This is a genomic window from Aquimarina aggregata (genome assembly GCF_001632745.1).
Lineage (GTDB): Bacteria > Bacteroidota > Bacteroidia > Flavobacteriales > Flavobacteriaceae > Aquimarina > Aquimarina aggregata.
This window is the reverse complement of sequence record NZ_LQRT01000035.1, coordinates 243402-269204: the sequence shown is the minus strand read 5'-3', so window position 1 is coordinate 269204 and position 25803 is coordinate 243402. Positions and strand designations below refer to the sequence as shown.

Genomic DNA, 25803 nt, shown 5'->3' with positions numbered 1-25803 from the left:
TTTTCATACTATAAAGTAATCAGAAGTAAACTATATTGTTTTCTCCATGTTTACGTAAATAACTCTTAATAATTTTTGTAGTGTGGTATGTATGCTTTTGTGAAGTTAAAAAAGAATCGAAATCCTCTAAGGTTGATAGCTGTTCAGAATGATCTATATATCCAAAACCTTTATAAACACCATCTTGTATCATTATAAAACTATGTTCATTCATAGTTCTCCCTTTTTCTTTGATAAAGTATGTTTCTTTTTCTTTCGTTAAAGAAGTTAAAGCCTTTTGTACGCGCATATTATACAATGCCACAGATTCTTCCTCGCAACATATACCTTTGCAATTTTTTATTCTATAATGAGAACAGCGCTCAGTAGTATTTAGTAAATTACAGTATTTAGGACATAATTGATAGTCAAAGCATAATTTTTCTAATTGTTCTATTGCGTCAGATCGTCTATAAAATATTTCTAGTGAGTGATCTATACTCTTAGAACGATCTATAGCTAGTTGTATAATTCCTTTTCTGTTGGTATATTTAAGTATGCGAAAAGGAACTACAGGTTTTTTTTGTGCACTATTAAATTTGGGGTAATATTTCTGTATTTTTTCTGCTTCTAATAATAAAGCAATAAGTTCATTACCTGTTAGTTCATAATCAATAGTATATGTACTTTGACCAAGAGCGTATTCTTTGTTCTTTTTGTCATAAAAGTGGCTAATTACTCGTTGTTTTATATTTTTAGCTTTTCCTGCATAAATTACATTACCTTTTTGATCTTTGAATAAATAAATGCCTGTTTCTTCAGGTAAAGAATCGATAGTTTCTACGTTAAGATGTGGTGGCAACGTTGCTTCTTTAGAACGAGCATTTAGAAAAGTATTTATAGTAAGGTGTTCTGGATCTAAGGTCAAGATTCGTTGAAATAATATAACAGTGGCATCAGTGTCTCCTTCTGCCCGATGACGCCCTTCTAAAGGTATATTAAGAGATGTACAAAGTCTTCCTAAACTATAAGAGAATAAGCCTGGGATTAATTTTCGAGACAGGCGTACGGTGCACAATTTTTTTCGGGTAAATGTATGTCCTAAATTCTTGAATTCTTCTCGAACAACATTGTAATCAAAATTAACATTATGAGCAACAAAAATAGCTCCTGTTGTCATTTCAAGAATGCGATTAGCTACTTCATGAAACTTTGGTGCATTTCTCACCATATCGTCATCTATGCCGGTAAGACCAGTAATAAAAGGAGGGATGTGTTGTTCAGGATTTACAAGAGTAGTAAACTTATCAATGATCGTACTATCTTTTAAGACCACAATACAAATCTCTGTAATGCGATTTCCTAAAATACCTTTTCCAGTAGTTTCAACATCGATAACCGAATATAATTGATCTCGCATTGTACTTTTTTAATGCTGCAAAATTACTATAAAAAAATGAAAAATCGGAAAAATTCCTTATTTAAGGAAATATTCCAATAAAAAATACAATTACTTTTTACTTATGGTTTTTGAGCTATTACGACATAAGTAGGGAAGGCATAGGATTCTTTTTTGATGATATCCTTAATTTCAAAACCAGTAAGGGTAAGAAATATTTCAATTTCTTCTCTAGAAAAAGCCCGGATTATAGATGTATCCTCCCCAATTTCAATCCATTCGTTTTCAACTTCTTTAAAATATTTTGAATACCAAAGAAAATCCATGCCATATTTTAAATTTAAATTCCAGATACTTTCTCGACAATATTTTGTACCATTATACATTGCCGTATGTATGACTTTTTTTTCTTTTGAAATTTCGGGAATGAATGCTCTGGCATCAATAAAATCAAAACAAAAAATGCCTTGTTCTTTCAGGTTTTCATAAATGGTATTAAAGGTAGATTTTACATCTATGTTGGGTAATAGATAACTAATGGTTCTGCCCGTCATTATAATAGCTTGTACAGGTTGTTTAAGATGAAAACTACGCATATCTCCTTTGATAAATTTACCATTTGGTACTTTTTTTTGAGCAATCGAAATCATCTCTTTACTATAATCTAACCCAGAATAAGTAACACCATTTTTAATAAAGTAAGATGCCAAATTACCTGTGCCACTGCCAATTTCTAAAAGATGAGTAGCATTAAACCTCTTTATTATTTTATTGTAAAAATTATATTCATCGTGGTAGTTTATAAAAGTTTTATACATCGCTTCATAAACTTCTGCTAAATCGGTATATAACTTTTCCATTTAATAATTGGTTAATGAATTTAGTATCAGATGATGCTATTTTTAATTAAAGGTACCGATATTTTGATTTAGAACCTTTAAAAGTGAAAATGATATTTTTAGATTGCGTAACTAGTGCTAGAAGTTAAATCGAATAAAAAAACTTGCAGTAAGTCCAAGTGATCTAGTTGTTTGTAGTATTGATCGTCTATCACTTCCTGATGGGATATTAGTCTCTGTTGTTATATCGACTATCTGTTTTCCTAAAATATTTTCTCTGTCATATACATTAAGTAACGCGCCACCTATTTTACAATTTTTATAGGATTTATCTTTTGACAATGCAAATGTGTAATTCATAGAAAAATCTAATCTATGAAACTCGGGTAGTCTTTTTTGATTAATACGACCCATAATTAACTGTAAAGCTTCATCTCTTTCTGTATAGGGAACACCGGTGCGATATCGCCAACCTAAAGAAAATTGAAAATCCCTCCAACTATATAAATGTGACCAGGTTAATGAATGAGTGATGTCACTATCGGTATTAAACGGTTGATTATTATTCAAGCCTTCAAAAGTAGCTTTATTATCGGCATAACTATATCCGATCCAACTAGCGTAACTACCTATTTTTTTCTTTGCAAGTATGTCAATTCCTTTTGAGATACTATTTCCTTCAGTAATAAAATCAAAAAAAGCGGTTAATTGGGGTACTGTAAAAGCACTTAAACCGCTACTTTCCTTATAATAAGCATCAATATCTAAGATCCAATCTCTTTTCTTAAAAAGTACTCCTGCAGATATTTGTTTACTGCTTACAAGCGGTATTGTATCGTTAGAAGGCAACCAAATTCCGGTAGCTAAACCAAGATCATTATCAGATGTTTGTTCTATTTGATTTATGGATTGATTTTTAATCTCGACAGCTCCTTTAATTCTAAAATTGGTATTAATAGATTTTTCGATAGAAAACCTTGGCTCTAAAAATATTTTTTTAGAAAAAACATATCGATTTGTTCTTAGACCTAAATCAAAATGCCAATTTTTATATTTATTATAACTTATTTGATTAAAAAAAGAATGCTCAGTTTTGATACTATATTCATGATCTAGAGTGATAAAAATAGGAGTGTCAAGGATATATCTAATCTCTTTATTTTTGAATTGATAACCGCTGGTTAACACTAGTGAGTTACCTAAATGAAAGTTTGTTTTTAGTAACCCTCCAGATTCATTAACAATATTTTTTCTAGTTAGCACATTCGTGCCTAAAATAAAACTTGAAAAATTTCTACCGAAATAGTCTAATTTGTATTTTGAATGATAGGTATTTATGCTAAAATCAAAATAATCATTCCACTTTCGATGCCATGTTGTACTGATTCCAAAATTTTGAATTTGTAATTGATCAACTCTTGGTCCTCTGGCTTCATCAACGATTACAGGCAAGTCTTCATCTTCGTCTATTGTGAATAAATTATCTAATTTGTTTTTAGTGTATAGTACACTGGATAAGATCTTATCTTTAGGGCTGATGTTATAAATTATTTTTGCAGTATAATCTTCATAAAAGAAAGTCTGTTCTTCAGAAAAAGTAGGATCTTCTTCAAATTCTTCCTGATTTGTAGAAATTCTTGAATTTTGAAATACTTTCATTGCATTTCTTAAAAAAGCCGGAGTTTCTATTACATCGGTAATCGACCTACGAGCCGATGTAATAAGTCCTAATTTGTTTGCTATTGGTATTTTTAGTGCTGCGTCTGCATGAAGCATATTTAGACCAATACTGGTTTGCGTATGTTCAGGAATGTTTTGATCTGTTTTTATGTCAATAACACCAGCAACGTGATCCCCGTACTCGGCTTTTGCGCCGCTTCTATATACGGTAATATCATCTATAATTGAAGGATTAAGATTTGTTAGTGTTCCAAAAAAATGATCAGTATTATATACTTTTAAGCCATCCCAAAGCACGAGATTTTGATCTGGGGTACTACCACGAATAAAAATTCCTGATGCTGTTTCATTAGGGCTTTCTATCCCAGGTAGTAATTGTACGCTTTGTAAAGCATCAGGTTCTGCTTGACCGGTTAGTACATCTGCATTTTTAAGGTCAAAATGAATAGTTCCGTCATTTTTTATAGCTACTCCAGAAGAAAGATAATCTTTTATGATTACCTCATTTAAAAGATAATCTCTAATCTGAAGAAAATAATTTTTGCAGGTTTTATTTTGTACTTCGGAAATAGGGATTTTAAGATCCTTAAATCCTAAATGTGATATAGTTAGTGTATCTGTAATACTAATGTTTTCTACCTCAAAGTAACCTTTTTCGTCTGTGATAATCATACTGGTTATCAATCCACTTTTTATGTTTTTTACACTGGCATTCGAGATATTCTTATGGTTTTCAATATTTTGTATACGACCACAAATACGGATAGATTTTAATCTTTTTAAAATATAATGTTCATTATCAATTTTGGTAAAGGTAAAATAGATTTGATGCTCTAAAAGATCAAGTATTTGGGTTAATGATGCATCTTTGATTAAAAGGGTCACTGCTTGATCCTTGATCCACGAAGGATTATATGAAAACTTAATGTTATAGTTTGATTGTATATCATCTAAAACATCACTTAAGTTTTCGTTATTATATTTAAATGAAAATATGTCTTCTTGAGCAAAAAGTAGAGCGGGTAAAATTAATAGACAAAATAGTACAATTCTCACAATTGTATGGGGGTTAGCATTTTTAGAGTAATTTAAGACCTTAGTGTTTTATATTGAAAATAGATACCTTTTGAAGAAGTTCTCAATGTCAAATAAAGATAATAAATTAACTTTTGTTACTATAATTTATTGTCCTTCTTTAATTGAAAGATTTTATTTGATTTTTAAAAATGTTATTTGGTCAGGGTTTAAATTTAGTCGAGATGTGAAAACGAGTTTAAAAATTCAAACGAATACTATTTTTATAGACTAAATTATTTGTTATTCGTAAGCAATACTAGGGTTTCTTTATTCTTAAATGTGTATTCTATTTCTAGTGTTTCGAATACTGTTTTTAGTGCAATTTCAAGATTGCTGTGAGTAAAAAAACCAGTAAATCTGATGTCACTATTTATATGATCACTTATAATATCAATGTGGTATTGATTTTCTAAGGCTAAAATCACTTGTTGTAAAGGAACATTATCAAATGTACTTTCGTCTCCTAACCATGAAGGACTATTTTGGTTAAGTTTCCAATGCTCAAAATTATTATTATGTGCTCTAACAGCCTGTCCTTTAGAAATTACTTTTGAGAGTTCTCCTTTTTTAGCACGAACTTTTCCTTCAAAGCATTGGACTTCAAAAGTAGTTTTGTTTGCGTTTACCGAAAATTGAGTTCCCAAAACACTTACCTCACCATTAGCCGTCTTTACAGTAAATGTAGAACCTTTGTTTACCTTAAAATAGGCTTCTCCGTTTAAAGCAAGGGACCGTTCATCTTGCCAACTATTTGTGCTATATGTTATGCTTGAATTTGCGTTTAAAATTACTTCAGAATCATCAGGTAAACTAAAACTTACTTGTTCACCATAACCAGATGTATGAGTTGTTGAAGCCTTAAAAAAGACATTAAACCCGATTAAAAGAGCGATAGATGCTGCTGCGAAATATAGCCATTTAGGAATCAAAGAAATTACTTTTGGGACTTTAGCTATTTTTTCTTGAACTTTAGTAAATGATTGGTCTTTATTGTAGTCTGGTAAGTCCAAGAACTCTGTCCCCTCTAATATAGATTTGTAAAGATCATAATCTTTACTTTGACGAAACTTTTCTTTTTCCTCTTCAGATATATCTCCGCTTGCCCATTTTGCTAAAAAATCATCCATTACTAATTCGTTTATATGCTTGCCCCAAGTTCTTCTTTTAATTTTTTTAATGCCAAATGCATTCTACGCTCTACAGCTTTTTGTGTTAAACCAATAATTTCTGCAATTTCCTTATACGTTTTTTTATCTTTTCTACTTAATAAAAAAACTTCCCTTTCTTTTTCAGGTAGATTACTTATACTATTTTGCAGTCTAATAAGAAACTCTTTTTTTTCTAATATAAATTCTGGATTCTCATGCTCAATAGTGTTTTCTAATTTTTGTTCATTATAATTTAGAACAACTTTTTTATGTTTAAGCGTATTAAAAAAGGAGTTTTGTGCAACTTTCATTACAAAAGACTTAGCTTTTTCAAAGGGTACATTTTTGCAATTTTTCCAAAGTTTTACAAAAGCATCTTGAGTTAGGTCCTCGGCTTGATCTATATCGCCACATTTATAGTAAATAAAATTGCGTATCAATTGTGAATATTCGTCAAAAACTATTCTAAATATTTTTTCATCGCATACATTGCTTTTAGGGGTGGCCATTAGTATTTAAGAGGTTTTAGTATTAAAAATACAAATTATAAGTATATCATAACTTTTTCATTAATGAAAATATTGTATTTTAAGAATAAACCTACTTAAGTCATAATGTAAATAACTATTCACCTATTAGAAAAGCTTATGATTTGTTTGTGAAAATTACATATTTGTTTAATAACCCTTTATAAACGATGTAGATTTCTGTTAGCTTTTCAATGTTAATATAGTATTGTTTCCCTTTTTTAAATTACTTCAGTTTTTTAATCGCTATATGTATACAACAATTAAATGCTATAACACCCTATTTTTATTTGTGTTTTGATATATTATTATTCTTCATTTTTATATCTTATGCATTAGATAGCTTTAGTTTTAAGCTGTTTAGAGTAGAAAGGATACGTATTTATCCACATTATATAATATGTTTACAAATCATTAATAATGAACGATATGAAATTAGGAGCATTTTCGATTAGTCTAAATGTAAAGGATATTAAGATTTCAAAGGAGTTTTATGAAAATCTTGGCTTTACTGTATTTGCAGGAGATATTGAGCGAAAATATCTTATTATGAAAAATGAAAATTCACTTATAGGATTGTTTCAAGGAATGTTTGAAGATAATATCTTGACTTTTAATCCAGGTTGGGATGAGAACGCAAATAAGATACAATCATTTGATGATATTAGAGATATTCAAAAGCAACTTAAGAATAATGGAGTTAAGCTGGAAACAGAAGTTGATGAAAGTACAAATGGACCCGGTAGTATGATGATTTTAGATCCAGATGGAAACCCTATATTAATAGATCAACATGTCTAATACGGTGATGTTATACCATAAAAACCTACTCGTTATGAATATAAAACTTAGTTTATTTATTCGTGTAATATTTATCTTATTTTGCTTAGGATGTGCGCATAAAACCGAAAAACCGAAAAAAGCCTCAGCTACATCTACAAAACAACAAAAGATAGTAGACTTATCACATTCTTTTTCTGATGAAACCATATATTGGGTCACAGCAAAAGAATTTGAATTGGATACGGTATATAAAGGAGAAACAGAAAAAGGGTATTATTATTCGGCAAATAATTTTACTACAGCAGAACATGGTGGGACCCATATTGATGCCCCGATTCATTTCTCAAAAACAGGACAAACAGTTGACCAAATACCTCTTGAAAAATTAATAGGAAAAGCAATTAAAATAGATGTTTCTGCAAAGGCGTTACTGGATCCGGATTACCAAATAAGTATAGAGGATTTTAAAGAATGGGAGAAAAGAGAACAAATAAAAATTCCTGAAGGAAGCATTGTCTTATTAGCTACTGGTTTTTCTAAGTATTATCCAGATAAATTAAAATATCTAGGAACAAATGAACGTGGGGAAGAAGCTCTTAAAGATTTACATTTTCCAGGACTTGCTCCAGAGGCAGCAGAATGGTTAATCAAAAACCGTACTATCAATGCTATAGGAATTGATACTCCTAGTATTGACTACGGTCAATCGCAATTTTTTAAAATTCATGTAGTATTACTCTCCCAAAATATTCCTGCTTTTGAAAATGTAACAAACCTTGATGTATTACCTGCAACAGGTTTTGAGATTATTGCCCTACCCATGAAAATTAAAGGGGGTAGTGGTGGACCCTTAAGAATTATAGCATTAGTTACTGAATAATTATGTATGTACTAAGGATTACGTTAGGATGTGATTTTAGTGATTCTCTTTTAATTTATTCTTGAAATGTAAGATAAAGGTGGCATTAAATCCAAAATGAAAATTTCCATCATTAAAATTAAAGTTGTTACGAGTTTGCGTAATAAAAGCATCTTCAACAATACTTCTTGCATTTGTCATATGAAATTGTAACATAACATCACTCAATTCCCAGTTTATTCCTAGAGCAAAGGCATCGTAGGTATCAATAGATTTTAATGGATTAATAAGATAATAATATTCAGAAACTATAGACACGTGACCTCCTAATTTATGACGAGCACCTATACCAACAGCAAATTGATTATTTGGGTCTTCACCAAAAGCAGAAGAACTTCTATGAACAAAAGTTGGTGCTATTTGCGCAGAGAACTTTGGATTAAACTTATGAGCAATTAATAGTTGACTTGTAAATGCTAGTTTATCAGAAAACTCTTCTGTTTTATTAATGTTTGTAAATATGCTTCTAAAACGCTTACTACGATACGATGCATTTTGAAAAAGGGTAACGCTAAAAGGAGATTTTCTAGTGTCCTTTTGTTGACGAACGAGTTTATATTTTAAGAATCCATCAAAAATACCATCAAATGTAGTACCACCTGCTCCAAAAGTTAAATTGTCTGTAATTCCATATTCTAAAGAAACTCGAGTACTTATTTTATCCACAAAGAAACTTTGACCAGCGTCATTATTCGGGATATCCCAAAATCTGCTCATGGTGCGTATTTCTAAGACTCCTTTTTTACGATTTTCTATAGAATGCCCAATAGCAATACGTGTAGTTTTAAAGGTAGACATTTCATATTTAGGTGTGTCAGGAAACTCTTTGTCTAAGGTTTCCAGTAGATCTTGCGCATATATTGAAGTGTTGAATCCAATCAATATAAAAAAACAGAAAAGAAAATGAGCATTATTTTTCATAAGGTTGATATTCAAATCTAAATGTTATTGAAATAGTCTTGGCAATATTACTGGTTAAAACAGGAGGAATCTTGATATCGAAATCTTTTACTGCAACTTCAAATTCACCAGCTAATGCATAAGTCCCATTTGTATTTTGGATGGTCGTTTTTATTTCAACTTCTTTAGAGATCCCATGTATTTCTAAGAAACCTTTAATCATTTTAGTTTGTTCTCCCTCAAGAAGTGGGTCAAAATCTATAATCGAACCTTTAAAAGTTGCTTTTGGATGAATATCTGATTCAATATAACTTTCATTAAAGTGTTCATGCATTAATGATTTTTTAAATACAAATGCTTGCATGAGCATACTTATAGCGATTTCATTTTTTGATAGGTCAATAATGCTAAGAACTTGATTGTTTCTGGCTTCAATATTTTCGACAGAAGTATATGAAAAGAAAGAAATTTGACCTTGTCGCGCTATGATTTGATCTTGCTTTACATCAATACCAGCAAAATTTGTCAAAAAAAACAGTAAAAGAATAATTTTATTCATTGATTAGTTTGCAATTTAATATTACAGCATCTTTAAGAAAGCCCTTGCAGACTCCTTTTATTTTTATTTTTTGACCTACTTTAAGTTGTTCTACAATTTTAACTTGATCAATTCTCATATCACAAATTACATTTGAAGACCAAACTTTGCTGGACAATAATACTGTATTTCGGTTATTTAAAAAAGTAATGTCCTTTACAATTCCATCAATCTCAATAATTTTTCCCGCATAGGTGTCTGTAGCTAATTTTTCATTATTCAAGAATAAGCTTACTAAATCTTCAGAGCTCACCTTTAATTCTGTAGTCGCTAGATCAATATTAGTATAAGCAGGATCTCGATACTTAGCATAAAAAATTGCGAATATCCAAACTACCGTTACTATAGCAAAAAAAACTATTTTACCTTTTTTATTCATTTATAGATTAGAAAATTATATTATTTTCAATACCCGCAGATATACCTAATAGATATATCTGCAATTTAAAATTTTATTACACAAAAGAACAACCTTAGTTTAGCAAGACATAAAAAATATATGTTAGAGTGAAAAAATTGAGGTTGAAAAGGAAATATTTTAATTGAATTATTTATCATTATTTTAGTGCCATATAGAATAGCAAGAAATTTACAGTATTTTCGTTTTTTGAATAGGTAAGCTAGAGTGCACTAATTCTTAAAGTACGGTAATAATTTTTTGATTAGCATATTATATCGATGAGAAAAGATAAATTATATTTCTTAACCTTTATTTCTATCACTATTATTTTTCTGATAATGGCCTCCTTGGGGACACAGTATTTTATTAGAGTAAGTGCAAATCAGCAAATCGAAGTTCAGATAGAATCCAGTAAGCGTGAGGCTAATGAAGTTGCCAGTCTGATAAGCTTTCAACTTATGGGGGGAGTGGATAAGAAGGAAGTTAAAGAAAATGTGCAAAAAACTATTGAAAACACAAACACAGAAACAGGATTTGTATGCCTTTTTGATTGGTCAGGCAAAGAAATTTGTCATCCGGATATCACTAAAGTTGGACAGAAGATAAGCTCTAATCAAACATTATTATCATCATTAGATGAAGAAATTAATTCTAATGATCTGTATGATTTATTGATTAACAAAAAAGATACTAAAAAAGGACTTAGTGATTATGAAATGGAGTCTGAGGTAATACATTTGTCTCCTGTTAAAAATTCTGATTGGATTGTAGCCGCTCATGTTAATGTTAGTAAAATGAATGGGCAATTAAAAAATCTAAGAAGAAATTTTTATATCATCTTTATTATTATGGGAGCGATCATTATTATCTCTTCCTTTTTAGCAGTTCGTTTGATTGGTAGTAACTATGAAAAACAACTAGAATTAAAAAATACAAGTTTAGAGACCGAAGTGATTAGTCTTTCAAAGTTAAATACTGATCTTGTTGCATATCAGCAAAAAGTAGTAAAAGACCCCGATCCAATTGAAGAACAATCGGACCCTTTATCAGATGCAAGTAAAAAACGAATTCTAACGTATATAAGACATGAATTGATACCAGTCTCTATTGATGAAATCGCATATATCTATACAGAAAATACCATTACACACGTGATGTGTGCAAATGGTAAAAAATCAACTAGTAATAGTAGTCTTGATGATATCTATACGAGTTTAGATGCTTCATTGTTTTTTAGAGCTAACAGACAGTTTATAATTAGTATTGCTGCAATAGAAAAAATTATTAAGTATGGAAATAGCCAACTTAAAATTCTGGTACAACCTGATTCGGCAGTAGAGATTATAATAAGTAAAAATAAAGCTGCAGAATTTAAACAATGGCTTAATCTTTAAAGCCGTTTTTTCATTTTTAATAAATACTTTAAATTAGATTCTCTATTTTTTTTGAGTAACTCGATATGCTTTTTTAAAATGGTATATGAACCTCATTTCGAATCTGATTATGTAATCTGTATTCACATCTTGTTTTTTTCTATTAAAATATTCTGATTTTATAAAGGTTGTAAATTCTACAAAACTTAAATATCCATAAAACGAGTTTATTTCAATCGTATTATTTCCTTTTTAAGCCTGTTTTTTTCCCTCTCATGTACTTTGTTTTGATTCTAACCTCCCATTCTGCCTTACTTTGTCTCAACAAGTAACAAATAAAATTAAACATGAATACGAATCAGAAAATTAAAAATGCTCTCATGGTTTTTGGCATTTGTATCGCATTTTCATCATGTGAATACAATGTAGAAAATGAAGATGAACCAATTGAAATTGACCTTTGCGATCCTGCAATATCATTTGCCACTCAAGTTAAACCAATTATTGATAATAATTGTATCACTTGTCATGGGGGTAACCAAGCTCCCGACTTAAGAACCTTTGCAGGAATTAGTGCAAACGCAGAACGTGTAAAAGATCAGGTTACCACACGAAGAATGCCATTAGGAGGATCCTTGTCTAATGAACAAATAGAAACTATTCGTTGTTGGGTGGAAAACGGAGGATTAAACAATTAAAAAAGATATTGCAATGAATAAAAAAAGAATTACAATTCTTGTACCCCTATTATGTATTGGATTGATAGGTATATATGTTGCAACAACGATGTTCAATAAAACATCAGAGGGTGTTCTTGATATATCACCAGATGTATCTCTGGAGTCTAGTATGTTGTTGAACGACTTTTTAAATAACGAAGATGAAGCTAACACCAAGTATTTAGAAAAAGTAGTTGAGGTGACGGGTAAAATTGCTCAGTTAGATTCTATAAAAAATAAAGGAATAGTTGTTTTACGTACCGACAGCGCCATTGGGACAGTAATATGCCATCTTGAACCTAGTGAAACTTCTAAGTGGTCTGTCTTGAAAAAAGATCAAAATATTACTATAAAAGGAATTTGTACAGGATATCTGATGGATGTTATCCTTGTGAAATGTATGCTAACTAAATAATTACTAATTAAAAACAAACAAACATGAAATCATATTATATATTATTATTCTTCTCGCTTTTTATAACAGTTTCAAATGCACAAGAGAAGTTTATTACGAAAAAAGGAAGTGCCTCATTTTTCTCTCATTCTCCTCTCGAAGATATTACAGCAGATAACGATCAAGTACTTAGTATTGTAGATTCTTCAACAGGAGATATTGCTATTTCAATGCTTATGAAATCATTCGCATTTGAAAAATTGTTAATGCAAGAACATTTTAACGAGAATTATGTCGAATCAGATAAGTTTCCTAAAGCAATTTTTAAAGGTAAGATCGAAAACTTTAGTGACTTAGATAATAGTAAACAAGAAGTAACTGTAAAGGGAATACTTACTATTCATGGAGTTTCTAAAAATATAGAAACTAAAGCTCAACTACATAAACAAGAAAATAATATTACTCTCGATGGGGATTTTCCTGTAGCAGTAGCAGATTTTGACATTAAAATTCCCGGAATTGTAAGAAATAATATTGCCAAGATCGTAAAAGTGACATTCGCATTAGACCATGAACCATACAAATAATTCAAATGAAAAGATTCATAACAACAATAGCAATATTAGCAATTACTTTACAAGTATCTGGACAAGATCTTTTGGATATTTTAGAAAGTGAAGCACCAGATACCAAAACTTTTACAACAGCAACCTTTAAAGGAACAAGAATACTTAACGGACATTCTGTAGAAAATAGTAAGAAAGGTGGTTTGATATTTTTGATATCTCACCGTTTCGGTAGGATTAATCAAGGAGTTGATGAGCTTTTTGGTCTAGATCAATCAAATATTCGATTTGCATTCGAGTATGGGGTGACTGAAGACTTAATGTTGGGATTGGGGCGAAGTAGCTTTGATAAAACATATGATGGGTTTGTTAAATACAAACTATTAAAACAGAGTTCAGGTAAAAAATCATTTCCAGTAACAATGTCCCTTTTTAGTAGCATTGCTTATAGAACATTAGAAGATTTTGATCCCGCAAACGAGCCAAGTTTTAATGAAAAACTTTCTTATGTCTCACAATTACTTATTGCCAGAAAGTTTAATTCAGCTTTTTCTTTTCAGATAACTCCAACTTTTGTACATAGAAATTTCACTGAAATTGAAAGCGATCCACACGACATTTTTGCACTTGGATTTGGAGGAAGGGCCAAATTGAGTAATAGGATATCTGTAAATGCAGAGTACTATTATACCGCTAATCCTCTTGAATCAATAGAGGCTAAAAACTCACTTGCTTTTGGAGTAGATATAGAAACAGGAGGGCATGTATTTCAGATCATTTTATCTAACTCGATTACAATGATTGAAAAAAGTTTTATTACAGAAACAACCGGTGACTTTTTTGGAGGAGATATACATTTTGGATTTAATATCTCGCGAACGTTTCAATTAGGAAAAAGAAAAATAAAGAAGTAATACAAAAACAATAGTCAAGATGTATAGGAAAACATATAAAGTGCTAGGCAATGATGTAAATGATTATATGATAATGGAGAATCATGCGTACTTTTCCTATGCATCGCGATTATTGGATAATTTCCTATTTGAAAAAGGGTATTCTAAACAGAAGTTGATTTCATTGGCTATAGGATTTCAAAAGTGTACTGAAGAGTTGCTGTTTCAAAAGCACCTTATGTTTACGCAACGCTTCTTTGTAAATTTTGAATGCATAGAAATCACAGATAATAGACAAAAAATAAGAGTTAAAAACTCATTTTTTAATGAGTATAATGAATTATGTGCTATAGTCATCACAAAATTAAATTGGTGTGATATTAATAATCACAAAACAATCACTCCGCCAAGAAAAATACTAGAGCCCTTTTTTGCTCAGCAATTGCGGCTTAACGTACATAAAAATATATCGTTAAACATTGTAAAAGATTAATTTTTACAGTTAAAATTAATAATTACGATACAATAATATTAGTGTTTGTTTTAATTAAGTAATGCATTTAGATGATAGCTATGCGTTACGAATTTGTTAATTGGGTTTTAATGTAACTCTGCTATAATGTTTTATAGCAGAGTTTTTTTATGCGTATTGTTTTAGAAATTTGATCTAATTTCTAAAATCGATAAAAATTGCTTTTAATCGATTTTTATGAGGTTAATTTCTTTGGTTTTTAATTTTTTGAATGTTAGAGTTTTAACTTCATTATTGATTTCCAGAAAGGAGATTGTCAAAAAGGTAAATCATGAAAGATAATTTAGATATTTCTGATGCAAGACTGATTATTCGCAATTTAATGACATTTATAGTTGTTGAAGGTAAAGGATGTGTTGATGATCAGAAAAAGAAAGAATATGTCTCTGGTTACATTCAGGTTTTGATAAAAACCATTAATCTAATTGATGAAGGAAAAGATTTTACCTTGGTTGAAGATATTGCAGATGATATTGCTAGATATTTAAAATGAGTACCATTAATTGGTTGTTTTTATATTGATTGATGAAAGTCTTTTTTACAAACTGTAAAAGAGACTTTCTTTTTTTTAGGTAATAATACTTTTATATCTTACGTTTTAATAAACTAAATGTATCATTTAGAAATGATAATAAACCCCTAGTAAAGTGAACGAACAAGAATATATCGACCGATTAAAGAAGGAAAATAAGTTACTTCAAGATAAACTGGATAAAATCAATTCTGGGAAACAGAAAAAAAGAAGATTTAGATGGTGGCTTTTAAAAAAATCGAGTGTACCTATTTTTGGTTCACGACTTAAAAAGAGCATTGGGAACGCTATAAACGAATATAAAGAATATAAGACGGTTTCTGTAGATACCGTATCTGATGTGTCATCAAGTGTTATTTGGCGTATTACCAGAATTGGATTATTTGCATTTATGGTAGGAGTAATCCCAGCGGCTGTTTTAGTTTTCCAAACAAAATTATTGATGAATCAAAATAAATTTATCGAAAATCAGAATAGTTTAGTTGAAGCCGATAGAAGATCTTCTCTGGTTTTTGTTATGGATAACGTTTTAGGCGATTTAAATGAAGAATTAAAGTACAAAAGTGTTAATTCTAAAAATAATATTAGTAATACATTACAAGCAAGAATTGTAAGTCTATCAAGAGCAATGAAGCCCTATCAGTATATTGAAGATGGAAAATTAACTAACGAAAAAACAAGTTCTGAACGAGGACAATTATTATATAGTTTAATAAAAAGTGATTTGGGAGAGCAATCTTTAAGCGATATCTTTTATGCAGGAGATTTTGAATATAGTGACTTAAAAGGGGTATCATTTGGAAGAGGAGTTTATTTAAAATATGGAAAATTAAATTATTCAAACCTAACAAATGCTAACATGCCCGCTGCAAATTTAGGAAATAGTGAACTTAAAAATGCTAACATGAAAAAGGTTAACCTATCAGATGCAGATCTTAAAAGAGCGCGATTGATGGCTTGTAATTTGAAAGAAGCAGAACTGTCAGGGGCAAATTTAACAAATGCAAACCTTTCTGGTGCAGATTTATCGGGAGCAGATCTTTCTGGTGCAATATTATGGGGAGCAAAATTAATAGACACCAATCTTTCTGATGTTATATTAGATAATGCAATTGTCGACAAACAAGATTGGATCGATTATATTACCGATTCTTTAAAACTTGAAGGGGCAGATGATATAGAGGATCGATATAAAATTAAAAAACAAGGAAAGAAACAGTTTATGTTAATTCCTAAAAAGAAATCTTAATTGTCTTCTCGTTTTAAAAAAACGAGTCTATGAATTTTTGATACTAACCAATTTCCTGCAGGAAAATACAAAGCAAAAAATAAAGCCATACCCAGACTAAAATTTTGAGGGTTAAACAATTGATCAAGAAGGTTGTCTGGGTATACATATGATGTTTTAAGCCAATATCCAAGAAATTCTAAGATACCCATTGCGACCAAACCATATGCATACTGATCAAAGAATTTATAATCTTTAAGAAGTATAGAGATAGGAACCATATAAAGGATGTAACATGTAATTACTTGCCACCAAAATGTAAACCTTGCTATTTCCATTTCAGCACCAAAACGATTCATCCCTAACCCCCATAAAAAATAAATGATAACATAGGTTAAAACTAAACTTTTAGGAGTCTTTTTTAAAATATTTAATTTTTGAGTTAAAAAGGTATTCATAAGTTATAAATCTATTTTTGTAATGGTACGGAAAAATGGTTTTTTAGAAATTTTGAAGTCTATAATACCACTTTCTTCAATAATATTTTTTAATTCTTGTAAAGAAAAGGCTCTTTGTATAGCAATTAACCCATCTTTTTTGGCAATATCAGAAATAGGAAGTAGAGGACTTATTATTTTAAAGAGATAATAGGCGATACGACTTCGATATAAATCACTAAAAATAATATGTTCCACATCTGTATCTTTTATTTTTTTCAAAAAATATGTGAGTCCATGATCATTAAAATGATATATAAAATGACTACTTATCAAAATATCACAATCGGGAATTTTAAAATTAGAAGCTAAAATGTCTCCAACAATAAAATCTAAATTGGTTAATTTCAAGCTTTTCGTTTTAGCATGAGTAATACTCTTAGGATTACCGTCAATCCCTATGAAAAAGGCGTTGATGTTGTGTTTTTTTAATTTTTTGGATAGATGAATTACACTGTCTCCACCACCACATCCTAAATCAACAATAGTAAAACTCTTTTTGTTTTTATTTGATTTACAATGTCTTATAACCGCCCTTCTTAGTTGTATATGATTACCAAGGAAAGTATTTATCAGTTTTAAACTATCTAAAGTTTTCTCCAGAGGTACTCCCGACAATGATAAGTTGTCAAGCTGTTCAGAGGTAAGGAGTCTAGTTTCGAGATTCAAGGTGAAGTTAAATTAATAATACAAATAATGTAGTCTTAATAATAGTAATAACTTTACAAAAAAAAGAGAATATATGACTAATCTAGATATTAATGAAATTATTAAAGTAAGAAGGTCAATTTTTCCTGCTCAATATAATGATAAACCTGTTTCTAAGGCTTTTATTGAAATGTTATTAGAAAATGCAAATTGGGCGCCTACTCATAGATTAACAGAACCTTGGAGGTTTAAGGTACTTCAGGGAGATGCAAAGAATAGACTAGGAGTGTTTTTGTCAAATACATACACCGATATTACCTCTGATGAAGATTTTTCTCCATTTAAGCATAAAAAAATACTTAATAATTGTAAAGCGGCCAGTGCAATAGTAGCTATATGTATGCAACGTGATCCAAAAGCTCGTATTCCAGAATGGGAAGAAATCGCTTCAACAGCCATGGCGGTGCAAAATATGTGGTTAACTTGTACTGCTCATAAAATAGGGTGTTATTGGAGTAGTCCCAAGTTAATAAATTATCTAGATGATTTTTTTGATTTTGAAGAAGGAGAGCGATGTCTAGGTTTTTTTTACTTAGGGAATTATGATGAGAAAGAAGAAAATGAAAATTCAAAACGTACACCTATTGCAAACAAAACTATTTGGTTAGATGAATAATCAATAGTACGCATCTTGTTAAAATATAAAAGCCATCTCAATTAAGAGATGGCTTTTGATTTTTAATAACAATACTGTTACTGCTTCTTTTTAAGAGCATCAGTTGCGGCATTTGCCGCTTTTTCTGCTCCATCTTTTGCAGCGTCTGTAGCAGCATCAACTGCATTACCAGCAGCATCTTTTGCAGCGTCTACAGCTTCACCAGCAGCATCTTTTGCAGCGTCTACAGCTTCACCAGCAGCATCTTTTGCAGCATCAACTGCTTCACCAGCAGCGTCTGTAGCAGCATCAACTGCTTCACTCGCTTCTGTTGCTGCTTCTTTTGCAACCTCACCAGCGGCATCTACAGCTTCTGTAGCAGCCTCTGCAGCAGCGTCTTCTGCTTTTTTAGCAGTTTCTCTACATGATGTTACAGATAGCATAAACGTTAGAGCCAAAGCTCCTAAAAATACTTTTTTCATAATAAATAGATATAGTTAATTGGTTATTTAACGTTAAAGTTAACACATTATTTCGTCTATTTGAAATTTAAAATGGGGAAAAAATACACACTTTTTAGTTGTATATGTCATATTTACAGCGTAATAAAGCTTTTGGGTTGATGCATTGGTATAGTGTTATTCGTTAGTGTATAGTCTTCTCTGTTAGATATTTCCAGTATCTTTTAGGAAGATGTTGTAAATGTAGTTTTGTGTTTTTTCTAGATACAATATTGACGTTTTTGTAGTAAGTATGCCATAATTTTTGAAAATTGATTTCTTCATTTTCATAATTTTTCTTGATTATTTTAGAGTCAATGTTTGAAAAATTTTCAAAAGTGATGATTTCGACAGAGATCAAATCATAGAATATCCCATATTTTCTAGAAGTATCAAAAATCAACCATTTTTGATCTGCATATCGATCTTTAAAATGATCTGTAAGTAATGGTAAAACATTAAAATCAGGTGAAATTGTAGCTACGTAAACATTGTTTTTAAGTAATTCAAACCGAACAAAAGCTTCCATACGATGTTTTTCTCGTTGGACCATTCGTGCAACTTGACTAATTTTTAAAATATCACTATTGCTGAAATCAATATTTGGATTATTAATTTTTGAGAAGGTATTTTGCATATAACGAAACAAAGTGTTTTCTACACCTTTAATCTCGCTTAAAAATGCTTTGAAAAAATCTCTTCTTTCTGTTGCATTTGCTTTTTTTCTAAACCCTTTCCATACTCTTCGTGCTTTTTGTTCTTCTGTAATTACACATTCAGTAATTGTGAAAAGTTCATGATGAGTTTGAGATTGTTTTCGAATAATTGGATGCTTTAATTTTTGTTCATAGGCAAGAAAAACACAGGATAAAAATCCATCAAAACTTCCATCATATAATAATACTGTTTGTGGATGCATAATTGATATTATGTAAAAAGACTGAGCTGTTGATTAAAAAATTTGTTGTATTTGCTATTAGTGTTTTTTAAAATTTTACTTTTTAACATTACCGCAGAGAGCTCCTTTTTATAAAAATCTTTAGAGTTACATGTTATAAAATATTGTGCTCTATTAAGAGCTATACCTATTGCCTTTAAATGTGTCCAATCTAAATTTCTAAATTTTCTTGCTTGAAGTATTTTATTAACAGATGTCATTCCTATTCCAGGTACTCTGGCAAGTGCCCTTTTATCGGCAGTATTAATGTCTATCGGAAATAAATTTAAGTTGCGTAGTGCCCAGCTTAATTTGGGATCGATATCGAGTTCTAGGTTTTTGTGAGATTCATTTAGTAATTCTGAAACCGAAAACCCATAAAATCGCAGTAGCCAATCTGTTTGATAAAGTCTGTTTTCTCTTAACATAGGAACCTCGGTGCCAATTGCAGGAAGGCGATTATCTTCAAGAACCGGGATGTAACCAGAGTAATATACTCTGCGCATAAGATACTTTTTATAATAATACGTTGCAGAATACATGATGTCCCGATCACTTTCTCCGGTAGCACCAATAATCATTTGAGTACTTTGACCAGCGGGTGCATATCTAGGAGTACTTTTGATGATTTTTTTTTCTGCTTTGTACTGGATTATTTCATTTTTCACCTTTTCCATAGGTTTTATGAAATCTTCATGTTTTTTATCAGGAGCAAGCAATTGTAATCCAGATATTGTTGGAATTTCGATGTTTACACTTAACCGATCAGCATATAAGCCGGCTTCTCTCATAAGTTCGTCACTCGCACCCGGAATGGATTTAAGATGAATATAGCCATTAAAATTTTCTTCAAGACGCAGTTTTTTTGCAACAGCAACTAAACGTTCCATAGTGTAATCTGCGCTTTTAAATATTCCCGAACTTAAGAATAACCCTTCTATGTAATTTCGTCTATAAAAATTAATGGTAAGATCTACAACCTCTTGAATTTTAAAAGCTGCTCTTTTAATATCATTACTTTTCCTAGTAACACAATAAGCACAATCAAAAATACAATGGTTGGTGAGTAGGATTTTTAATAAAGAAACACAACGGCCATCTTCGGTATAACTGTGACAAATCCCCATGCCCGTATTATTACCTAAGCCTTTACTATGGTTTTTGCGTTTGCCACCACTACTTGCACAAGAAACATCATACTTAGCGGCATCGGCTAGTATAGATAGTTTCTCTTCAATTCTATCAAACGACATAGGATGTTTTTTTTGAGCACTGTATTTGGTTTTTAAGTGTTCTAAAAATTTCATCCATATCTACTAATACTTGATAGTCTGTAAATCTTAGTACGGTAATTCCTAACGAAGAGATATAAAGTTTCTTAGGAGCATCCTGATTATGTATATTGTGAAACTCGTGAGCGTAACCATCAATTTCTATTGCTATCTTTAGTTCGGGACAATAAAAATTGAAATGATAACGACCTACTGTCTGATTTCTTAAAAAACAAAATCCTTTCTCTCTTAATTTTGCACCAAGAGTATCAACGGTTTTAATAGTATTATTTAAAGAGTGTTTGATAATTTTTTCTGATACTTTTTGATGCAAAGGGATTAGTGAAGAAGACATAGATGGTAGTTTTAGTTGTAATTTTTCCAAATTTATGGAAAAATTCCATAAGTATTAAAATAAAATTATGTTAAAATTGGAAATATTCCAAAATCTTGTATCTTTGTTGATAAGTATCCCAAACTCTTAAGCTCTACGTGTATGAGATAATAATTAAAAATCCTTGTTTATGGATCATTTGACTAACCAAACCATTAAGCGATTTAAACAAATTCGTGAAGAGAATCATTTTACCCAATCTGATTTTGCTGAAATATTAAATATTAAAAACTCAACTGCAGATATTGAGAGAGGCAAGACTAAAATTTCTGGAAAAGTTGTTGCCAGATTATTAGAAGAATTTAGTGTAAATCCTTTATGGCTATTTGGCGATAGTAATCAAAAGAAAATTCAATTGCATTTAGGAGATGTTTCTCCCAAAGTAGTAACAGTAAATTCTGAGAATAACGAAAATATTGTTTTAGTAAATGTTAAAGCTGCAGCAGGATATCCTCATAATGTTCAGGACTTGGATTGGTATCAGCAATTACCAGCATTTGACATTCCTTTACCAGAATATCGTAATGCTACCTATAGGGGATTTCAAGTTGAAGGTGATAGTATGATTCCTATTTTAGAACCCAAAGAGTGGGTGATAGGAAAAGCAGTTAATAACCTTTCTGAAATAGGTAGTAATGCTATTTGTGTTGTTGTTTTAGAAGACAGCGTTGTCGTTAAAAAAATAAGGAAAAATGAAGATGCTTCTGTGATAACGCTTATTTCGCTAAATTCAGAGTATTTGCCTTATACAATTCAAGCGCACCAAATAGTTGAATTATGGGAAGTTAATAGCAAATTAAGTTTTAATATTGATGCAAACCCTGATACGGCTAGTATGAAACAATTACAAGAAGCTATGCTGGCATTAACATCAGAGGTGCGAGGCTTAAGAAGTTAATTAGTATTAGTCTATAAAACCTGATTCTTTTGCGTGCGTAATCGCTTGTTCAGAATTATGAACTAGCAAAATAGGAGTAGTGTTAAAAGATTTAATGATTTTTTGAATCCTTTTTTCTTTGCGTCTATGATTAACACTTCTTAAGTAAATAGCCAAAATTCGATTAGGATATTCTATGGCGATTTTGGTATAAATATCAGCATCTTTTTCTCCGCTATCACCAATTAGAATGAATTTCATGTCTGAATACATCTCTAAGAGATTTAATATTTCAGATTGTTTATGTGGCATTTTAGGTTTTGGTGTTTTGTCAAAAGGAGTCCTAAAATCTCTAAGTAAAATGGGACCTTGAGGAAAGTGATTTTTACTAAAAAATGCATTTAGATAATCATATAGATTCCAAGGGCTATTACTTACATAAAAAAACGGATTAACTGGGTTATTGTTTTTTCCTAGATGTAATTTTTTATAAAAATGAACAGTCCCTTCAATGGGAGTTCGTTTATCAAAGTTTTTTAATAGTGTATTTGCAAGAACTCTCCATTTAAATATTGAAGCTACTCCTGTATGTAGGATAGTGTCATCGATATCACTTATAATACCAAATTCAGCTTCTTTAGATGGGATTAACATTGAACAAGGGAAAATATTTTGATTACTTATCTTACGAGAGCTGGATTTCTTTTTATAACACGCGATATAGGGTAACCACCCTTCTTGATCTGTTAACTTATGAAGATCTGAAATAGAAAGGTCAAAATTGTAATACCCTTCTTTGTCGGTATGTACTTCAAATAATTTACCATTAGATAGCTTTAGTTCAATTGTAATTTCGGGAATTTCGTCGCTTTCTAATTGTTTATAAATATTTTTTAATGTTTTGAAAACATTTTGATTTGTGCTAAAATTTATATTTTCATCTTCGAGTGCTCTTCCACTAGCTCGAAAACGTGTATTTGTGCCATAACCACGATATGTATTAATACGTAAAGCTTTTTTTTTGAACATTAAAATAAATAAATTTTATACTATAAAAATAAACAACCTCGCCCAAAGAGCGAGGTGGTCTTAGATTTAATTTTATGTTTTTTTATTTTAAAGAAGCTTTAATAGCTTCAATTTCAGCTTTAACTTTGGCTTCAGAACCTTTAAATTCTTTAATTTCATGTTGTATTTTACCATCGTTTAAAGTCTCAATAGTGACAGTCGCAATGGCAATATCATTATTCATTTCCATTTTAACCTCTATGTTTTTTTCTGAAGGTTGATTTGCTACAGCAGTTTCAGAAGTATGACCTCCTAGAATAGGTGCAATAACAAGACCAATAAGACATGTTAGTTTAATTAAAATATTCATTGATGGACCAGAAGTATCTTTAAAAGGATCACCAACAGTATCTCCTGTTACTGCTGCTTTATGAGCGTCAGAACCTTTATATGTCATTTCTCCGTTAATTTCTACACCTGCTTCAAAGGACTTTTTAGCATTATCCCATGCACCACCTGCATTATTTTGAAAAATAGCCCATAATACACCACTTACAGTAACTCCTGCCATATAACCTCCTAACATTTCAGCAATAGCTAGTTTATTCATCCCAAACAATAGAGGCACAAACGCAATAACTAATGGAAAACCAATAGTTAATAGTCCTGGTAACATCATTTCTTTTAAAGAAGCTTTAGTAGAAATAGCTACACATTTGTCATATTCAGGTTTTCCGGTACCTTCCATTATTCCAGGAATATCTCTAAACTGGCGACGCACTTCCTGAACCATTTCCATAGCTGCTTTACCAACGGCATTCATTGCTAGTGCAGAGAATACTACAGGCACCATACCTCCAACAAAAAGCATTGCTAATACTGGTGCTTTAAAAATATTAATTCCGTTAATTCCTGTAAAAGTTACATATGCTGCAAATAATGCTAGCGAAGTTAATGCTGCAGAAGCAATAGCAAATCCTTTTCCAGTTGCTGCAGTTGTGTTACCTACAGAATCTAAAATATCTGTACGTTCTCTAACAATAGGTTCTTGTTCACTCATTTCTGCAATACCACCTGCATTATCAGAAATAGGACCAAATGCGTCAATTGCTAATTGCATTGCTGTTGTAGCCATCATTGCCGAAGCAGATAATGCTACTCCATAAAACCCTGCAAATGCATAAGATGCCCAAATAGCACCTGCAAATAATAATACAGATGGAAATGTTGAAATCATACCAGTAGCTAGTCCAGCAATAATATTCGTTCCTGCACCAGTGCTAGATTGTTGAACAATTTTGAGAATAGGTGATTTACCTAAACCTGTATAATACTCGGTTACAGAAGATATTACAGCACCTACTATTAAACCAACTAATGTAGCGTAGAAAACGCGCATTGCAGAAATTTCGACTAAACCTTCACCAAAAAACTCCATTTTCATTGTCTCAGGAAGCATCCAAGTACACAAAGCAAAACATGCTATGGCTACAAGTATTATTGATGTCCAGTTACCTATATTAAGAGCTCCCATTACTTGAGTTTCTTTGGCATCATTACTTTTAATCTTTACCAACATGGTTCCTATTACTGAGATAATAATACCAACACCTGCTATTGCCATAGGCAATAATATTGGACCTATGCCTCCAAAGGCATCAGTAATTGATCCACCCATATCTTTTATGACGTAGTTACCTAGTACCATAGCGGCAAGAACAGTTGCTACATAAGATCCAAACAAATCTGCTCCCATACCTGCAACGTCTCCTACATTATCTCCTACGTTATCGGCTATTGTTGCTGGGTTACGAGGATCATCTTCTGGGATACCAGCTTCTACCTTACCTACAAGGTCGGCTCCTACATCTGCAGCTTTGGTATAAATACCACCACCCACACGCGCAAATAACGCAATAGATTCTGCTCCTAGAGAGAAACCGGCTAGAGTTTCTAATACTATTGTCATTTTATCGGTAGAAACCCAGGTTCCACCCATAAATACATGATAGAAAATTATAAAGAAAGCTGTTAGTCCAAGAACAGCCAATCCTGCAACTCCAAGACCCATTACAGTTCCTCCTCCAAAAGATATTTTAAGAGCATTCGGTAAACTAGTACGTGCAGCTTGTGTAGTTCTTACATTGGTTTTAGTGGCAATTTTCATTCCAATGTTTCCTGCATAAGCAGAAAATACAGCACCAAAAATAAAAGCAATAACAATTAACCAGTGGGTAGTGTCTACAACTATTGAAACTATAAACAATAAAACACTTACGATGACAACAAATATTGCAAGCAACTTATATTCGGCATTTAAAAAAGCCAAGGCACCTTCATATATATGATCCGAAATTTCTTTCATTTTACCATCACCGGCATCTTGTTTCATTACCCAAGATTTTTTAATGACCATATAAATTAGCCCGAGTATTGCCAAAACAATTGGCATATATATCATATTTGCTTCCATTAAAAATATTTTTAGTTAATTAGTCGCTAAATGTAGTAAAATAAAGCAAAAAGAAAA

Annotated in this window: 28 protein-coding genes; 12 read left to right on the top strand and 16 right to left on the bottom strand. The window is 31.1% G+C overall.

What is annotated here, in order from left to right:
* Positions 1–19: 19 nt before the first annotated feature.
* From AWE51_RS19495 to AWE51_RS19475, 5 genes are all read right to left on the bottom strand, one after another.
* Entirely contained in the window at positions 20–1399 is a 1380-nt protein-coding gene (locus AWE51_RS19495; protein ID WP_066317056.1) for an exonuclease domain-containing protein, read from the bottom strand.
* Positions 1400–1500: 101 nt separating this feature from the next.
* Positions 1501–2238: a class I SAM-dependent DNA methyltransferase gene (locus AWE51_RS19490; protein WP_066317055.1), complete on the bottom strand. Its 738-nt coding sequence runs from the start codon at positions 2236–2238 to the stop codon at positions 1501–1503.
* 117 nt (positions 2239–2355) lie between these two features.
* Entirely contained in the window at positions 2356–4953 is a 2598-nt protein-coding gene (locus AWE51_RS19485) for a TonB-dependent receptor domain-containing protein (RefSeq protein WP_066317053.1), read from the bottom strand.
* 254 nt (positions 4954–5207) lie between these two features.
* Positions 5208–6101, bottom strand: coding sequence for a FecR family protein (locus AWE51_RS19480; protein WP_066317050.1), 894 nt, complete (start codon positions 6099–6101; stop codon positions 5208–5210).
* An 11-nt stretch (positions 6102–6112) separates the two neighbouring features.
* The gene (locus AWE51_RS19475) at positions 6113–6631 is read right to left on the bottom strand and encodes an RNA polymerase sigma factor (protein WP_066317048.1); all 519 of its coding nucleotides are present in this window, start codon (positions 6629–6631) and stop codon (positions 6113–6115) included.
* Positions 6632–7078: 447 nt separating this feature from the next.
* On the opposite strand from AWE51_RS19475, the gene AWE51_RS19470 reads away from it, so the two are divergent.
* Positions 7079–7450 (top strand): VOC family protein, encoded by a 372-nt coding sequence (locus AWE51_RS19470; protein ID WP_066317803.1) that lies wholly within the window; start codon positions 7079–7081, stop codon positions 7448–7450.
* A gap of 34 nt (positions 7451–7484) precedes the next feature.
* Entirely contained in the window at positions 7485–8312 is an 828-nt protein-coding gene (locus AWE51_RS19465; RefSeq protein WP_066317045.1) for a cyclase family protein, read from the top strand.
* Between the two features lie 36 nt (positions 8313–8348).
* On the opposite strand, the gene AWE51_RS19460 is transcribed toward AWE51_RS19465, so the two are convergent.
* The 3 genes from AWE51_RS19460 to AWE51_RS19450 are packed head-to-tail and all read right to left on the bottom strand — an operon-like array spanning position 8349 to position 10228.
* Positions 8349–9272: a DUF5777 family beta-barrel protein gene (locus tag AWE51_RS19460; protein WP_066317036.1), complete on the bottom strand. Its 924-nt coding sequence runs from the start codon at positions 9270–9272 to the stop codon at positions 8349–8351.
* Positions 9262–9810, bottom strand: a complete 549-nt coding sequence (locus AWE51_RS19455; protein ID WP_066317034.1) for a YceI family protein — start codon at positions 9808–9810, stop codon at positions 9262–9264. The genes AWE51_RS19460 and AWE51_RS19455 overlap by 11 nt, the downstream gene beginning before the upstream one ends.
* A complete protein-coding gene (locus AWE51_RS19450) occupies positions 9803–10228 on the bottom strand; it encodes an OB-fold protein (RefSeq protein ID WP_066317031.1) in 426 nt (141 codons plus the stop codon). The genes AWE51_RS19455 and AWE51_RS19450 overlap by 8 nt, the downstream gene beginning before the upstream one ends.
* Positions 10229–10527: 299 nt before the next feature.
* Between AWE51_RS19450 and AWE51_RS19445 the strand changes: the two genes are divergently transcribed.
* The 8 genes from AWE51_RS19445 to AWE51_RS19410 all read left to right on the top strand — a co-directional run bounded on the left by AWE51_RS19445 (position 10528) and on the right by AWE51_RS19410 (position 16507).
* Positions 10528–11643 (top strand): LytTR family transcriptional regulator, encoded by a 1116-nt coding sequence (locus tag AWE51_RS19445; protein WP_066317029.1) that lies wholly within the window; start codon positions 10528–10530, stop codon positions 11641–11643.
* Positions 11644–11969: 326 nt separating this feature from the next.
* A complete protein-coding gene (locus AWE51_RS19440; RefSeq protein ID WP_066317022.1) occupies positions 11970–12320 on the top strand; it encodes a c-type cytochrome in 351 nt (116 codons plus the stop codon).
* A 13-nt stretch (positions 12321–12333) separates the two neighbouring features.
* The gene (locus AWE51_RS19435) at positions 12334–12756 is read left to right on the top strand and encodes an OB-fold protein (RefSeq protein ID WP_066317020.1); all 423 of its coding nucleotides are present in this window, start codon (positions 12334–12336) and stop codon (positions 12754–12756) included.
* A 23-nt stretch (positions 12757–12779) separates the two neighbouring features.
* Complete coding sequence (locus AWE51_RS19430) at positions 12780–13322, top strand: YceI family protein (RefSeq protein ID WP_066317018.1); 543 nt, start codon at positions 12780–12782, stop codon at positions 13320–13322.
* Between the two features lie 5 nt (positions 13323–13327).
* Positions 13328–14215, top strand: coding sequence for a DUF5777 family beta-barrel protein (locus tag AWE51_RS19425; protein WP_066317016.1), 888 nt, complete (start codon positions 13328–13330; stop codon positions 14213–14215).
* 19 nt (positions 14216–14234) lie between these two features.
* Positions 14235–14687, top strand: a complete 453-nt coding sequence (locus AWE51_RS19420) for a thioesterase family protein (protein WP_066317014.1) — start codon at positions 14235–14237, stop codon at positions 14685–14687.
* A 310-nt stretch (positions 14688–14997) separates the two neighbouring features.
* A complete protein-coding gene (locus AWE51_RS19415; RefSeq protein ID WP_066317012.1) occupies positions 14998–15219 on the top strand; it encodes a hypothetical protein in 222 nt (73 codons plus the stop codon).
* Positions 15220–15373: 154 nt separating this feature from the next.
* Positions 15374–16507: a pentapeptide repeat-containing protein gene (locus AWE51_RS19410; protein ID WP_066317010.1), complete on the top strand. Its 1134-nt coding sequence runs from the start codon at positions 15374–15376 to the stop codon at positions 16505–16507.
* Here AWE51_RS19410 and AWE51_RS19405 read toward each other — a convergent pair.
* Both AWE51_RS19405 and AWE51_RS19400 read right to left on the bottom strand, forming a co-directional pair.
* Positions 16504–16944 (bottom strand): hypothetical protein, encoded by a 441-nt coding sequence (locus AWE51_RS19405; protein WP_066317008.1) that lies wholly within the window; start codon positions 16942–16944, stop codon positions 16504–16506. The genes AWE51_RS19410 and AWE51_RS19405 overlap by 4 nt on opposite strands.
* 3 nt (positions 16945–16947) lie before the next feature.
* On the bottom strand, positions 16948–17652 hold the full coding sequence (locus tag AWE51_RS19400) for a methyltransferase domain-containing protein (protein WP_082832519.1): 705 nt from the start codon (positions 17650–17652) through the stop codon (positions 16948–16950).
* A 73-nt stretch (positions 17653–17725) separates the two neighbouring features.
* Here AWE51_RS19400 and AWE51_RS19395 point away from each other — a divergent pair, with 73 nt between their 5' ends.
* Positions 17726–18307, top strand: a complete 582-nt coding sequence (locus AWE51_RS19395) for a nitroreductase family protein (protein WP_066317004.1) — start codon at positions 17726–17728, stop codon at positions 18305–18307.
* A gap of 77 nt (positions 18308–18384) precedes the next feature.
* Here the strand turns inward: AWE51_RS19395 and AWE51_RS19390 are convergent, their stop codons facing one another.
* The 4 genes from AWE51_RS19390 to AWE51_RS19375 all read right to left on the bottom strand — a co-directional run bounded on the left by AWE51_RS19390 (position 18385) and on the right by AWE51_RS19375 (position 21349).
* Positions 18385–18768 (bottom strand): hypothetical protein, encoded by a 384-nt coding sequence (locus AWE51_RS19390; protein ID WP_066317003.1) that lies wholly within the window; start codon positions 18766–18768, stop codon positions 18385–18387.
* A gap of 163 nt (positions 18769–18931) precedes the next feature.
* Positions 18932–19705, bottom strand: a complete 774-nt coding sequence (locus tag AWE51_RS19385; protein WP_066317002.1) for a TIGR03915 family putative DNA repair protein — start codon at positions 19703–19705, stop codon at positions 18932–18934.
* A gap of 8 nt (positions 19706–19713) precedes the next feature.
* Complete coding sequence (locus tag AWE51_RS19380) at positions 19714–20976, bottom strand: putative DNA modification/repair radical SAM protein (RefSeq protein WP_066317001.1); 1263 nt, start codon at positions 20974–20976, stop codon at positions 19714–19716.
* Positions 20966–21349: an endonuclease domain-containing protein gene (locus AWE51_RS19375; RefSeq protein ID WP_066316998.1), complete on the bottom strand. Its 384-nt coding sequence runs from the start codon at positions 21347–21349 to the stop codon at positions 20966–20968. The genes AWE51_RS19380 and AWE51_RS19375 overlap by 11 nt, the downstream gene beginning before the upstream one ends.
* Before the next feature lie 169 nt (positions 21350–21518).
* On the opposite strand from AWE51_RS19375, the gene AWE51_RS19370 reads away from it, so the two are divergent.
* Complete coding sequence (locus tag AWE51_RS19370; protein ID WP_066316995.1) at positions 21519–22286, top strand: XRE family transcriptional regulator; 768 nt, start codon at positions 21519–21521, stop codon at positions 22284–22286.
* 6 nt (positions 22287–22292) lie between these two features.
* On the opposite strand, the gene AWE51_RS19365 is transcribed toward AWE51_RS19370, so the two are convergent.
* Both AWE51_RS19365 and AWE51_RS19360 read right to left on the bottom strand, forming a co-directional pair.
* A complete protein-coding gene (locus AWE51_RS19365; RefSeq protein WP_066316992.1) occupies positions 22293–23294 on the bottom strand; it encodes an App1 family protein in 1002 nt (333 codons plus the stop codon).
* Between the two features lie 82 nt (positions 23295–23376).
* Positions 23377–25746, bottom strand: a complete 2370-nt coding sequence (locus AWE51_RS19360; RefSeq protein ID WP_066316990.1) for a sodium-translocating pyrophosphatase — start codon at positions 25744–25746, stop codon at positions 23377–23379.
* Positions 25747–25803: the final 57 nt, after the last annotated feature.